The sequence below is a fragment of the Aestuariibius violaceus genome (assembly GCF_040779325.2).
Classification (GTDB): Bacteria; Pseudomonadota; Alphaproteobacteria; order Rhodobacterales; family Rhodobacteraceae; genus Aestuariibius; species Aestuariibius violaceus.
This window is the reverse complement of the sequence record NZ_JBFONT020000006.1, coordinates 45165-57544: the sequence shown is the minus strand read 5'-3', so window position 1 is coordinate 57544 and position 12380 is coordinate 45165. Positions and strand designations below refer to the sequence as shown.

The window sequence follows — 12380 nt, the reverse complement described above, 5'->3', positions numbered from 1 at the left end:
CCTCTATCGAGTTGAGCCTGATCGTGAATGATCTGTCTCGCACTCGCTAACAGGGTCACGTGCAAGACCGTTGAAGCTGTCCCTATGGCATCTCTCGATAAGACCGACATTCATCAGCCGTCGCTGTAATAGGTCCAGCGATAGCGCGGCGGTGTTGGGCCCTTGTTCCGGCCGCCTTGCTGTGACTGCTCCCAAGCGTGGGCGAGAATGCCGACGGAGCGGGATAGAACGAATAGACCGCGGGCAAGGGGGGCGGGGAAGCCGAGTTCGGCGTGGATCACGGCCGTCGCGCCGTCGATGTTCATCGGCACTGGCTTCGAGGCAGTTTCAGCCAAGTGGCGTTCGATTGTCAGCGCGATGCGGCGGAATTGCCCGGTGACGATACCGTCGCGCTCGGCCCTTTCAACCAATGACATTAGCGCTGGGGCGCGCGGATCGACCGGGTGGAAGCGGTGGCCGAAGCCGGGGATGTAGCGCCCGTGTTCGGTGCGCCAACGGGTGATCTCGTCCGATACGGCATCCGGGCCGCCTGCGGCGTCGATCCGTTCGTATAGTTCGACGGCCTGTTCTCCGGCGCCGCCATGGACGTCGCCCAGCATGTTGACCGCGCTCGCCATGGCGTTGTTGAGGGGAAGGCCGCAGGTGACGGCCATCCGGGCCGTGGCGATGGACGGCGCTTGGGGGCCGTGATCGACGGCAGCGACCAGCGTTGCCTCAAGCAGCTTCGCGGCGCGGGGATCGGGGCGCTCGCCGCGGAGCATCAGCCAGATCATCTCGGCGAAGCCCGCCTGGCCAATCAGGTCCTGGACCTCATGCCCGCGCAGCGCGATGCGGCCGGGTTCCATGTCGATGATCGCTGTGCGCCACCAGTCAGAGACGTCGTTCGTCATATCGCGCCGCCTTCGCGCAGGGCGGTGATTTGGGCGCTGTCGTATCCGGCGGCCGCTAAGATGTCGTCGGTATCGGCCCCGAGGCCGGGGGGGGGCGCGGCAACGGTCGGTGGGGTGCCGTCGATCTTCACCGCGGTGCGCACCGTCTGGACCGGGCGGTCGACGCCTGGGACTTCATCGAAGCGGGCGACGAGGCCCCGGTCGGCGATCTGTGGATGGGCCAGGGCCTCCGGCACGTCCATGACGGAGCCTGCGGGGACGCCGATCGCGTTGAGCTCCCGCGCCCAGTCGGCGGCGGGTCGGGTCTGAAGCACCGTTTCAAGTTCCGCACGCAGGGCGTGGCGGTTCTTTTTGCGCATCTCGCGACTGGCGTAGTCGGGGCGGTCGAGCAGGTCGGCGCGGCCCAGATGGCGGGCGAGCGCCTCCCACTGGCTGTCGCGGTTGGCGGCGATGTTGAGCGGACCGTCTGCGGCGCGGAAGGCGCCGGAGGGGGCCGAGGTCATGTTTTCGTTGCCGACGCGGGACGGGCGGATGCCTGCGACGAGCCAGTTCGAAACCGCCCAGCCCATCGTCGCCAACACCGCCTCCATCATCGAGACGTCGATGACGCAGCCGCGCGGCTTGGCGTTCAAGGCTGCCGTGATGGCCATGGCGGCGGTCAGGCCGCCGATTGTGTCGGCAACGGGATAGCCGACGCGCAGCGGCTCTCCATCAGGTGTTCCGGTCAGGGCCATCACGCCCGCGACGCCTTGCACGATCTGGTCGTAGGCGGGGCGATCGCGCCAGGGGCCGTCCTGGCCGAAGCCGGAGATGGCGGCGTAGATCAGCGCCGGGTTTTCGGCGCGCAAAACCTTGGGGCCGAGGCTGAGGCGGTCCATGACGCCGGGGCGGAAGTTTTCGACCAGCACGTCGGCATCTTTCACTAGCCTCAGCAAAACCGCCTTGCCGTCGTCGTGCTTCAGATTGACGGTGACCGACCGTTTCCCCGCGTTCTGAGCGAGGAAGGAGGCGCCCATATTGGCTTCGTTGAGGGCAGGATCGGCGCCCAGTTGCCGGGCGAGATCGCCGCGGCCCGGGGCCTCGACCTTGATCACATCGGCGCCCAGATGGGCCAGCTGGTGGCAGCAGAAGGGCCCGGCCAGCACATTGGTCAGGTCGAGAACCTTGATGCCTGACAGGGGCTTAGTCGTATCCGTCAATCGGGCGACCCGCCGGTGCGGCCATAGGCCGTGTCCTTGATCCGCCGGATCTGCGCCGTCAGGAGCGGCAGGAAGAGACAGAGCGCAGCGATGGCCAGGATCGTGACGGTCAGCGGACGATCCCACAGGAAGGACCAGGAGCCGTCGTTGATGAGGAGCGCGCGGCGGAGGTTTTCCTCCATCATGCCACCGAGGATGAAGCCGAGGATCATCGGGGCCATGGGGAAGTCGAGCAGGCGCAGGACGACCGCCATCGCCGCGAAGATCACCATGAGCTGGATATCGAAGGTGTTGAAGCTGACGAAATAGACGCCGATCAGGCTGAAGAACAGGATGAGCGGCAGCAGGAACCGGGAGGGGATCGCCAAGACGCGGGCGATGTAGGGGATGAGCGGCAGGTTCAGGATCAGAAGTATCACGTTGCCGATCCACATGCTGACGATGACCGACCAGAAGACCTCTGGCTGGTCGATATAAAGCCGCGGGCCCGGCTGGATGCCGTAGCCGATCAGCGCGCCGAGCATGATCGCGGTGGTGCCGGAGCCGGGGATGCCGAGGGTCAGCAAGGGCACGAAGGAGCCTGTCGCGGCGGCGTTGTTCGCGGTTTCGGGGGCGGAGAGGCCGCGGACGGAGCCCTGGCCGAACTCGGCGCCCTTTTTGGGGCCTGCGAGGCGTTGTTCGGTGCCGTAGGCGAGGAAGCTTGCGATCGTGGCGCCTGCGCCGGGCAGGACGCCGATGAGGAAACCGAGGATCGAGGAACGGCCGATGACCGGTGCCATCTCACGCACCTCGGCGCCCGAGACCTTCATGGAGCCAAGCTTTTGAGAGGCTTCCTTTTCTTCCAGCCGGGCCGCGTCTCCCTTCGGCTTGAGGATTGCCATGAGCGCCTCGCTCAGCGCGAAGGTTGCCATGACGAGCAGGAGGAAACTGATGCCGTCGACGAGATCGATCATGCCGAGGGTGAAACGCGCCACGCCTTGGGTCTGGTCGGTGCCGACGGTCGAGAGCATCAGGCCGACCACCGTCATCAGGAGCGCCTTGACCATGGAGCCCTTACCCGCGAAGGCGGCGACCGCGACGAGGCCCAGAACCATCAGCGCGAAGTAGTCCGTCGAGTGGAACGAGAGCGACACGCGGGCGAGCGACGGGGCCGCGACGAGCAGGAGAAGGGCGCCGACCACGCCGCCCGAAAAACTGGAATAAGCTGCAATTGCCAAGGCCTTACCGGCCATTCCCTTCCGCGCCATCGGGTAGCCGTCAAAGGATGTGGCGACCGTCGAGGCGACGCCGGGGGCGTTGATGAGGATCGAGGAAGTGGAGCCGCCGAAGATCGCGCCGTAATAGACGGCCGCCATCAGGATGATGCCTGCGGCCGGGTCGAGCGTGGCGGCGATGGGGATCATCAGGGCGATGGCGGACATAGGACCCAGCCCGGGCAACATTCCGATGAAGGTGCCCATCAGGCAGCCCAGCATGACGAAAAGCAGGTTCTGGAGCGTCAGCGCCGTCGACAGCCCGATGAGAATGCCTTCGATCAATTCCAGCCCTCCGGCAGGGGGGCGATGTAGACGTCGAGCCCTTGGGTCATCAGCACCCAGAACGCCACCACCAGTGGTATGGAGACCGCGGCGAGCATCCAGATACGCCGTTCGCCGAGCACGGCGAAGCCGACGGCGAGGAAGAAGGTCGTTGCGATCAGAAAGCCGAGCGGGCGGACGGTGAAGCCGTAGGCCGACATCCAGATCAGGAAGAACGCGACCCTGCCCCAGTCGAGCCCGCGCAGCTCGGGGCGCTCACCGCCGCCGGGGCGGAGCACGAGGATCGCGGCCATTCCGGTACCCAGAATTGCCAGGGCCATGGGCATGGTGCGTGCCGTGAAGGCGTCACCCTCCTGGAAAGGAAGCAGGCGAATGTCGCCGATCTTGAACGCGTAGAAGGCGCAGAAGGCCAGGATCAGGATGCCGCCGATGCGGTCTTTGCTCAGCATGGGAAGTCCCCGCGAGGAGGGGCGCCCGGATGCCGGACGCCCTTGATTCTTAAAGGAAACCCAGCTGGCGCATCAGGTCGCCGATCTGCTGTTCCTGGGCTTCGAGGAAGGTCACGAACTCGTCGCCCGGGTTGAAGATCTCGACCCAGCCGTTGCGGGCGCGGATCTCTTCCCATTCGTCGGTGTCGTACATGGCGGCCAGCGCGTCCTGGTAGGCGGTGACCTGTTCGTCCGAGATACCGGGGGCGGCGAAGAAGCCGCGCCAGTTGACGAAATCGGTGCCGGGGGCGCCGGCGGCGTCGCAGGTGGGGACCTCTTCGGCGGCGGGCACCGTCTCGGTCGATGTCACGCAGAGGATGCGGACCTCGCCTTGGCGGGCCAGCTCGATTGCTTCGCTGAGGCCGGTGGAAAGGGCCTGGATTTCGCCCGACAGGAGGCCCGCCATGGCGGGGCCGCCGGTGTCGTAGGGGATGTAGCGGATGTCGGTCGGGTCGGCGCCGGCATTCTGCATGATGAGGGCGGCGACGATGTGGTCCATGCCGCCCTGGACGGAGCCGCCGCCGATGGTGACGGAGCCCGTATCGGCCGCGTAGCGGTCGGCCAGATCCTGGAAGCTGCCGATCTCGCTATCCGTATTCACGACCAGCGTGGCGTAGTCGCCGATGGTGCCTGCAACCGGCGTAAGGTCCCGGAAACTCTGGGGAAATACGCCCTGAAGTGAGCGGATAACGATGGGGGTCGAGTTGACCATCATCATACCGGGATCGCCGGTTTCGATCAGGTGCGCGATGGCTTTGCCGCCGCCGCCGCCGGACATGTTTTCATAGGTGGCGCTGCCGACGAGGCCCGCTTCGGTCAGGGCCTGGCCGGTGCCGCGGGCGGTACCGTCCCAGCCGCCGCCGGCGCCGCCAGGGATCAGGAAGTGGATCTCGTCCACCACCTGATGGCCTTCGGCATGGGCAAACGGTCCAGCAAGCATGGTTGCCGCCGTCAGAGCGGCTATCGTCTTGAGTTTGGTCATGTTCTCCTCCCAGGTGCGGGGCGGTTGATCCGCCGCCTTGCGCGTCATTGGGATGGAAGTTGCTGGGCATTGGACCCAACGTCAACCGCCGAGTTCGATGGGCGGTGGGTGATGGCGGTCTCCGTCGGGAGACGCCTCAAATCTCAACGCATTCGTCGCCGCTTATCGGTGCATTTTTCACGAAGCCCCGCGAATCAGGGGTTAACGGCTGCAAAACAAGGGAAATGGCGTGTCGGCATCCTGTCGGCATCGCGTCGGCTTTTGGTCGGACATTGCGTTGGACTTCGGCGTGGTAACGGACCGCGCGGTGGGGGATTTGCCAGCAACGCAGGGGTACAATCCACCCTTTCGGGCATGATTGTTTTTGGCGGCCAAGCGCCCTCAGGGCCAGTTGTCGCGCAGCGCGCGCAGGGCGTCAGCGCGGCTGATCTGACCGGCAAGGCGGCCGTTTTCGAGGACGGGAAAGCGCCGGTAGGGGCTTTCGAGAAATGCGGTCGCGGCGGCGAGGATATCCATCCCGGCGGGCAGCGTCTTGACGTCGGTCGACATGTATTTGGCGACGGTGCCGCCCCAGTCGCGGTAATAGCTCGCCTCGATCGCGGCCTTGAGGCAATCCTTCTGGGACAGGACGCCGATCAGCGCGCCGGTTTCATCGACGACCGGGGCGCCCGAGATGTTGTTGTCGAGAAGGACGTTCATCGCGCGGTTGATTTCCATCTCCGGGGAGAGGGTGGCGATGTCGGTCACCATGTAGTCGGCGACGAGGGCGATGTCGGTCATGGGGAGGGATCCTGTGAGGCGCCGCGACGCGCCTTGCAGACGCCGCAACTGATCCCCTTGGCGCAGGCGAGCCCGCCGCAGGAGCCCTTGATCGGCGGACGCCCGGCGATCACGCCGATGGCCATCCCCGCGATGGCGAGGAGGATGATGGCGAGGGCGAAGAGGATGGTTTCCATGGAGCCTCTCAGGCGGTGATGTGGTCGGCGAAGGGGCCGGTGATGACCTCGCGTGGGTAAGGGCCCTCGGCGAGGAGGAAAAGGGCGGGGAGGTCGAGGTTTTTGGCGAGCGCGATGCCAGCCTCTGGCCCCGCGGCGCAGAGGGCAGTGGCGAAGGCGTCGGCCCGGGTGCCTGTGGGCGCGAGGACAGAGACGGAGGCGATCCGGGGCGGCGCCATCGTGCCCTTGGACGGGTCGATGATGTGGCTGGCGGTGACGCGTCCGTTCGCGAGGCCGTTTTCGGTGGGGCCGGAGGTGGCGAGGGCCAGCGGGCCGGGGGTGATGATCCGGCGGGCCGTGGGGGTCTCTGCCAGCGGGTCGAGCAAGGCGACCTGCCAGGGGCGGCCGTCGGGGTGGTGGCCGAGGGCACGGACCTCTCCGCCGATCTCGATCAGGGCGTCGATGTGGCCGCTTGCGGTGAGTGCGGCGGCGATCCGGTCGAGCGCGTGGCCCTTGGCGATGCCGCAGAGGTCGATCGTCAGGCCGGGCTGCGCCTTTCGGACCTGACTGCCCTGGACGGCAAGGTCTTGGTAGGAGCCGAGATCGCCGGTGATCGGGCCGAAGCCGTAGCGCCCGACGAGGGGGCCGACGGTGGGGTCGAAGGCGCCACCCGTTAGGTCGGCGATGCGCAGCGCCTCTTGCGTGACATGGGCGGTGGAGGCGGAGACGGTTTGCCAGCCGGTCGTCCGCGTCGTGTTGAAGCGGGTGACGTCTGAGGCCGCGCGGTAGGGCGACATGGTGCGGTCGATGTCGGTGAGGATCTGGTCGATCGTTTGCCGGAGGGCCGGATCGTCCCGGTCTGTCACGATGCGCCAGGTGCTGCCGAAGGCGTGGCCTGCGAGGGTGTGCGCCGCCTGCGCCTGCGTGCCGGTGAGGGCGAGGGCGGCGGCGCCGAGGAGGGTTTGACGTCTGGTGAGGATCATCGCCTACACTCCGAAATCGTCGAGGAAGATGCTGTCTCGGTCAACGCCGAGGTCGTCGAGCATGGCGAGGACGGCGCGGATCATCAGCGGCGGGCCGCAGAGGTAGTATTCGCAGGCCTCGGGCGCGGGATGGTCGCGCAGATAGGTGTCGAGCGCGATGGTGTGGATGAAGCCGGTGGGGGCGGTGCGGGTGTCGGACGGGCTGGGGTCGGAGAAGGCGACCGTCCAGCTGAAACGGTCGTGGTCTGCGGCGAGGGCGTCCATTTCTTCGGCGTAGAAGAGCTCGGTTTCGCTGCGGGCGCCGTACCAGAGGCTCATTCTGCGGGTCGAGGTGGGGTCGGCCAGCTGTTCGTGGATGAGGGCGCGCAGGGGCGCCATGCCGACACCGCCGCCGATGAAGACCATCTCTCGGTCCGTATCCCGGGCGCGGAAGCTGCCGAAGGGGCCGGCGGTCGTCACTGTGTCGCCGGGGGAGAGCGAGAAGAGCCAGGAGGAGACGATCCCGGGGGGCACGCCGGGGCTGGAGGGCGGCGGCAGGGCGAGGCGGATGTCGAGGACGAAGCGGCCGGCAGCCGTATCCTCGGCGCGGTTGGAGATGGAATAGGCGCGGGTGGTGTCCTCGGTCGCGGCGGCGTGGAGGCTGCGGAGGGGCTGCCAGATCTCGGCATAGGCGTCGGGCACGTCGAGATCGGCATAGGCGAGGCTGTAAGGGGGCGCCGTCACCTCGATGAAGGCGCCGGCGAAGACGTCGGCGTCGAGGCCTTCGGGCGCCTGCAGGACGATCTCGCGGACGAGCGGGGTGAGGGCGCGGTTGGAGATAACGGTGGTCTCATAGGGTTCGGCACCGATGAGTTCGTCGGGGACCTGCACCCCCATATCGTCGCGCAGGGTGACCTGGCAGGCGAGGTGGTGCCCGTCGCGCAGTTCGGCCTTCGTGAACTTGGCCGCCTCGACGGGGAGGGTCGGGGGCGCGCCGTCGGTGATCCGGACCCGGCAGAGGCCGCAGGTGCCCGCGCCCGCGCAGGCCGAGGGGATGAGGACGCCGTTATCCTTGAGGGCGGCGAGGAGCTTTTCGCCGGTGGTTGTGTCGATCCGGTGGGCGCCGTTGACCGTGAGAGTGGCCGGTTTGGCGGGCATCAGCAGGGTGCGGGCGGTCATGACCACGATGCTGAGGGTCAGGACAAGGGCCACGACGACGGCGCTGCCAAAGAGGATCTCGGTCATGGGGTGGCCCCCGCGAAGCCTGCGAAGCCGAGCGACATGAGCCCGGTCACGAGGAAGGCGCTGCCGAGGCCCTGGAGCCCGTCTGGGATGTCGCTGTATTTCAGCCGCTCGCGGATGGCGGCGAAGCAGATGATGGCGAGCGCCCAGCCGAGGCCGCCGCCGAAGCCGTAGACAACGGATTCGGTGAAGCTGTACTGGCGTTCCGCCATGAAGAGGCTGCCGCCGAGGACGGCGCAGTTCACGGTGATGAGCGGCAGGAAGATCCCGAGCGCGCGGTAGAGCGCGGGGGCGAAGCGGTCGAGCGTCATCTCGAGGATCTGCACCATCGCGGCGATGACGCCGATGAAGGCGATGAGGCTGAGGAAGGTCAGGTCGATTTCGGGCAGGCCGAGCCAGGCCCAGGCGCCTTCGGTGAGGAGGCCATTGAGGATCAGGTTGTTGACCGGGACGGTGATGGTCTGGACGACGATCAGCGCGAGGCCGAGGCCGAGGGCGGTTTCGAAGCGCTGGGAGACGGCGAGGAACGTACAGATGCCCAGGAAGAAGGACAGGGCGAGGTTCTGTTCGAAGACGGAAGCGAGGAGCAGGTCGGTCATCGCGCGGCCCGCCGGGGTTTCAGCGTAAAGGCGGGGCGTTCGACCTGGGTAGACCAGCGGGTGCGGATCGCCCAGATCAGGAAGCCGATGATGAAGAACGCGCTGGGGGCGAGCTGCATCAGGCCGAGCGGTTCGAACCAGCCGCCTTCGGAGACGGGCGTGAGGATCGTGTAGCCCAAAAGGGTGCCTTGGCCGAGCAGTTCGCGGATGGTGCCGACGAGGATCAGGATCGTGCTGTAGCCGAGCCCGTTGCCGAGCGCGTCGAGGATGGACGGCAGCGGTGGGTTCCACATGGCAAAGGCCTCGGCCCGGCCGAGGACGAGGCAGTTGGTGACGATGAGGCCCACGAAGATCGACAGCTCGCGGCTGATCTGGAACGCGAAGGCGCGCAGGAACTGGTCGATCACGATCACCAGCGAGGCGATGATGATGATCTGGATGATCAGCCGGATGACACTCGGGATCATGTGCCGGATCAGGCTGATGATGCCCGACGAGAGGCAGAGCACGACGGTCAGCGCGGCCGACATGGTGAGCGCGGTCGAGAGCGACGTGGTGACGGCGAGCGCGGAGCAGATGCCGAGGATCTGGAGCGTGATCGGGTTGTTGTCGATCACCGGGCCGGTCACGTGGCGCAGGAGCGATGCCATTGTCAGAGACCCTCCTCGGCCAGCCTGTCGAGGAAGGGGCCGAAGCCGTGATCGCCCAGCCAGTAGCGCAGCATGTTGCCCACGCCGTTGGAGCTGCGGGTGGCGCCGGTGAGGCCGTCGACCTGATGGGGGCCGCTGGCCTGGCCGCGGACGACCGAGATTTCGATCTGCCCCGTCTCGTCCGCGATTTCCTTGCCCGGCCATTGGGCGAGCCAGACGGGATCCTCGATGCGAGCACCGAGGCCGGGGGTTTCCTCCTGATCGGTGATCGTCAGCGCGGCGATGGTGTTGAGGTCGGCCTCGAGGGCCAGCATGGCGCGGATGGTCGACTGGTAGCCGGTGCCGCTGACGGGGAGGACGACGAGCAGGAGTTCCCCGTCCCGGTCGAGGAAGTGGACGGGGGCGTGGCGGGCGCGGGTGCGCAGCTCGGCCACGTCCTGTTCGGGCGGGATGGGGACGCTTCGGTTCGGGTCGTTTCCTGCGGTCTGCTGGTCGAAGCTCGCCGGATCGATGTCGGGGTCGAAGATGCCGGTTTCGAGGTCGACGATGCGGGTGGAGAGGCTGTCGACGCCGGCTTCCTCCATGATCTCGCGCATGCCGGGCAGGGCGTCGAGCATGGCGTCCATGCGGGCCTGCCGTTCGGCTTCGAGATGGGCCTCCTGATAGGGGCGCAGGAGGACGGAGCTGACGGAGACGACGATCGCACAGACCAGCGCCACGGTGATGGCGACGGCGAAGACGCGCAGGCGGTCGTCTTTGTTGGGTTGGGGGGCAGGGGTGTCAGCCAAGGCGGCGCCTCCGTCGTTCGGCGTCTGCGAGGACCACGAGGTGGTCGATGAGCGGGGCAACGATTCCGGCGAAGAGCGCGGCGGAGATGAGCGCCGCCATGGGCGGGATGGTGCCGCCGGCGAAGACGAGGGCCAGCCCGCCGGCGAGCGCGCCGTAGAGCCAGCGGCCGGGATTGGTGGTCGCGGCGGCGAAGGGGTCGCAGATCAGGAAGATCAGCGCGAATGAGATGGCCGTGAGGGTGGCGGCGGGGTCGAGCGGGCCGCCGGTGAGGGCGATGAAGGCGAAGAGCGCAGCGATGAAGCTGGCGGCGGCGCGCCAGGAGAGGAGGCCGAAGGCGAGGAGCAGGAGGGCTCCGGGGAGGGTCGCGAGGGCCAGGTCGGGGGTGATCGGGCGCAGCACGGTCTGCGGAAAGGAGAAAAGGAGGAGCGCCAGCGAGACTGTCGCGGGGCTGAGGAAGCCGAAGCCGCGCCCGCCGAAGATAAGCTCGGCCAGGATCACGCCGAGGGAGAGGGCGACGGCGAGTTGCCAGAGCGGGAGGTCGGCGGGGACGAGGATAGCGGCGATGAGGGCTGTGGTGAGGCCGTTCGCTGTGACCGGTTTCTTGCGGAGGACGGTGAAGAGCCCCTCCCAGAAAAGCGCCGCGATGAGGGCGGTGAGGAGGAGCGCGATCTGCGGGGCGCCTTCGTTAGCGAGAACCACCGCAAGCGGTGGGACGAGCGCGAGGCCTTGGGCGAAAGTGACTGCGGCGATGCCGCCCTGGCGAAGCGGGGTCATGCGGCCTCTTCCGCGAGCTGGTCGAGGACCTCGCGCAGGAGGCGGGGATAGTCGGCGCCGCTGGTGCAGAGCGCGGTTAGGGCCGCGACGTCCTCTTCGATGAGTTCGAGGCAGCCGAGCCGTTCGGCCGTTTCGGTGTCGCCGATGGCGAGCGCGCGCATGAGGGGGACCGCGTGGATGTCGAGCGCGAGGGCGCGGTCGAGGCGGGCGGTGGGGGTGATCGCCGCGTGGCGCGTCAGCGCGCTGCGCCAGCCGCGGGTGGGTCGGGCAGGCGGGGCGAGGGTGATCTGGTCGTCGGCGCGGCGGAGGAATGCGGCCTCGGCCCCGAAGGTGGCATCGCCCGAGAGGAGGCGGCAGGGGGTGCCTTGAGTGATGTGGCCTGCGGCGAGCTGGCGGAGATCGGCGCCAAGGCGGGTTCGGATGAGGGCGGGCGCCCGGGCGAGGGGGCCGGTGATGGCGACGATGCGGTCGCCGGGCGGGGTGCCGGTCTGGAAGAGCTGGCCGATCGCGGTGACGTCCTGGTAGCCGATGCTCCAGACCTGCCGGTCCGGCCCGGCGCGGTGGAGGCGGTTGATCTGGGTGCCGGAGAGGCCGGCGGCGGAGGTGCCGGTGAAGGTAGCGTCTTGGACGCCGTCGATCGGGGCGGTGAGCGGCGCGCCCGGTTCGCGGGCCAGGAAGACGGGGCCGTCGGTGAGCTCGGTCAGGCGGCGGAGGCCTTCGGCGAAGGCGTCCAGAGCATCGGCGATGACCAGGCGCGGGTCGGGCGCGGCGGGGTTTGTGCGGACGGCGTTGACGACGATCGCTTGTGGGTGGTCGTCGGGGCCGGGGATGTAGCCGTAGGGGCGGGTGCGGAAGGCGGGCCAGAGGCCGGAGGCCAGAAGCGTCTCGCGGGTGGTCGTGATGTTCGGGGTCCCGGTTTCGGAGGGCTCGGCGGTGCGCTCGATGGTCAGGAGCGCGAGGGTGCGGCGGGGGCCGTAATCGAGCCCCGTGACGCGGCCCGCCATGGGGGCGGTGACGGCGACCTCGCGGTGCTTGCGGTCGCGGAAGAGAACCTGGCCGCGGGTGACCGTGTCGCCCTCGGCGACCTCGAAGGCGGGGCGCAGGCCGGGATAATCGGCGCCGATCAGGGCGATCCGGGTGGGGAGTGCGGCGCGGATGGACGGGTCGGCAGGCGGCTTGGACCGGCCGATGGCCAGACCTTTCCGTATCCTGAAACGTGCCTCAGCCACGCCAGCGGCATCCTTACGAGTGTCTGGCTCACCCGCGCGCTGGAGGATGGCCACATGTTGATCAGCGGCAGCCTAGGCGGCGGGGATGTTCTGCGAATTGATT

The 12380-nt window shown here is 67.9% G+C and carries 14 protein-coding genes; all 14 read right to left on the bottom strand.

All coding sequences use genetic code 11. The features are described 5' to 3' along the window. Positions 1–113: 113 nt before the first annotated feature. On the bottom strand, positions 114–890 hold the full coding sequence (locus tag AADZ90_RS17020; RefSeq protein ID WP_367311207.1) for a citryl-CoA lyase: 777 nt from the start codon (positions 888–890) through the stop codon (positions 114–116). Then, on the bottom strand, positions 887–2089 hold the full coding sequence (locus tag AADZ90_RS17015; RefSeq protein WP_367311208.1) for a CaiB/BaiF CoA transferase family protein: 1203 nt from the start codon (positions 2087–2089) through the stop codon (positions 887–889). Before AADZ90_RS17015 ends, AADZ90_RS17020 begins: the two co-directional genes overlap by 4 nt. Beyond that, on the bottom strand, positions 2086–3627 hold the full coding sequence (locus tag AADZ90_RS17010; RefSeq protein WP_367311209.1) for a tripartite tricarboxylate transporter permease: 1542 nt from the start codon (positions 3625–3627) through the stop codon (positions 2086–2088). Before AADZ90_RS17010 ends, AADZ90_RS17015 begins: the two co-directional genes overlap by 4 nt. After that, positions 3624–4076 carry a tripartite tricarboxylate transporter TctB family protein gene (locus AADZ90_RS17005; RefSeq protein ID WP_367311210.1) on the bottom strand — a complete coding sequence of 151 codons (453 nt, stop codon included), beginning with the start codon at positions 4074–4076 and terminating at the stop codon, positions 3624–3626. The genes AADZ90_RS17010 and AADZ90_RS17005 overlap by 4 nt, the downstream gene beginning before the upstream one ends. 49 nt (positions 4077–4125) lie before the next feature. Further along, on the bottom strand, positions 4126–5097 hold the full coding sequence (locus tag AADZ90_RS17000) for a tripartite tricarboxylate transporter substrate binding protein (protein WP_411997072.1): 972 nt from the start codon (positions 5095–5097) through the stop codon (positions 4126–4128). Between the two features lie 381 nt (positions 5098–5478). Then, complete coding sequence (locus AADZ90_RS16995) at positions 5479–5877, bottom strand: CBS domain-containing protein (RefSeq protein WP_367311211.1); 399 nt, start codon at positions 5875–5877, stop codon at positions 5479–5481. Beyond that, complete coding sequence (locus AADZ90_RS16990; RefSeq protein ID WP_367311212.1) at positions 5874–6053, bottom strand: hypothetical protein; 180 nt, start codon at positions 6051–6053, stop codon at positions 5874–5876. The genes AADZ90_RS16995 and AADZ90_RS16990 overlap by 4 nt, the downstream gene beginning before the upstream one ends. Positions 6054–6061: 8 nt before the next feature. Continuing rightward, a complete protein-coding gene (locus tag AADZ90_RS16985) occupies positions 6062–7015 on the bottom strand; it encodes an FAD:protein FMN transferase (protein WP_367311213.1) in 954 nt (317 codons plus the stop codon). Positions 7016–7018: 3 nt separating this feature from the next. Then, positions 7019–8239 carry an NADH:ubiquinone reductase (Na(+)-transporting) subunit F gene (gene nqrF, locus AADZ90_RS16980; protein ID WP_367311214.1) on the bottom strand — a complete coding sequence of 407 codons (1221 nt, stop codon included), beginning with the start codon at positions 8237–8239 and terminating at the stop codon, positions 7019–7021. Beyond that, positions 8236–8835: an NADH:ubiquinone reductase (Na(+)-transporting) subunit E gene (nqrE, locus tag AADZ90_RS16975; protein ID WP_367311215.1), complete on the bottom strand. Its 600-nt coding sequence runs from the start codon at positions 8833–8835 to the stop codon at positions 8236–8238. Before nqrE ends, nqrF begins: the two co-directional genes overlap by 4 nt. Continuing rightward, positions 8832–9485, bottom strand: a complete 654-nt coding sequence (locus tag AADZ90_RS16970) for an NADH:ubiquinone reductase (Na(+)-transporting) subunit D (RefSeq protein WP_367311216.1) — start codon at positions 9483–9485, stop codon at positions 8832–8834. Before AADZ90_RS16970 ends, nqrE begins: the two co-directional genes overlap by 4 nt. Before the next feature lie 2 nt (positions 9486–9487). After that, on the bottom strand, positions 9488–10273 hold the full coding sequence (gene nqrC, locus AADZ90_RS16965) for an NADH:ubiquinone reductase (Na(+)-transporting) subunit C (RefSeq protein WP_367311217.1): 786 nt from the start codon (positions 10271–10273) through the stop codon (positions 9488–9490). After that, positions 10266–11048, bottom strand: a complete 783-nt coding sequence (locus tag AADZ90_RS16960; RefSeq protein ID WP_367311218.1) for an RnfABCDGE type electron transport complex subunit D — start codon at positions 11046–11048, stop codon at positions 10266–10268. Before AADZ90_RS16960 ends, nqrC begins: the two co-directional genes overlap by 8 nt. After that, on the bottom strand, positions 11045–12277 hold the full coding sequence (locus AADZ90_RS16955) for a hypothetical protein (RefSeq protein WP_367311219.1): 1233 nt from the start codon (positions 12275–12277) through the stop codon (positions 11045–11047). The genes AADZ90_RS16960 and AADZ90_RS16955 overlap by 4 nt, the downstream gene beginning before the upstream one ends. Positions 12278–12380: the final 103 nt, after the last annotated feature.

What these genes read in the sequence shown, in the direction of transcription:
- AADZ90_RS16990 (WP_367311212.1), bottom strand. Translation starts at nt 6,053, where the DNA reads ATGGAAACCATCCTCTTCGCCCTCGCCATCATCCTCCTCGCCATCGCG.
- nqrF (WP_367311214.1), bottom strand. Translation starts at nt 8,239, where the DNA reads ATGACCGAGATCCTCTTTGGCAGCGCCGTCGTCGTGGCCCTTGTCCTG.
- nqrE (WP_367311215.1), bottom strand. Translation starts at nt 8,835, where the DNA reads ATGACCGACCTGCTCCTCGCTTCCGTCTTCGAACAGAACCTCGCCCTG.
- AADZ90_RS17000 (WP_411997072.1), bottom strand. Translation starts at nt 5,097, where the DNA reads ATGACCAAACTCAAGACGATAGCCGCTCTGACGGCGGCAACCATGCTT.
- AADZ90_RS16985 (WP_367311213.1), bottom strand. Translation starts at nt 7,015, where the DNA reads ATGATCCTCACCAGACGTCAAACCCTCCTCGGCGCCGCCGCCCTCGCC.
- AADZ90_RS17005 (WP_367311210.1), bottom strand. Translation starts at nt 4,076, where the DNA reads ATGCTGAGCAAAGACCGCATCGGCGGCATCCTGATCCTGGCCTTCTGC.
- AADZ90_RS16970 (WP_367311216.1), bottom strand. Translation starts at nt 9,485, where the DNA reads ATGGCATCGCTCCTGCGCCACGTGACCGGCCCGGTGATCGACAACAAC.
- AADZ90_RS16960 (WP_367311218.1), bottom strand. Translation starts at nt 11,048, where the DNA reads ATGACCCCGCTTCGCCAGGGCGGCATCGCCGCAGTCACTTTCGCCCAA.
- AADZ90_RS16995 (WP_367311211.1), bottom strand. Translation starts at nt 5,877, where the DNA reads ATGACCGACATCGCCCTCGTCGCCGACTACATGGTGACCGACATCGCC.
- AADZ90_RS17020 (WP_367311207.1), bottom strand. Translation starts at nt 890, where the DNA reads ATGACGAACGACGTCTCTGACTGGTGGCGCACAGCGATCATCGACATG.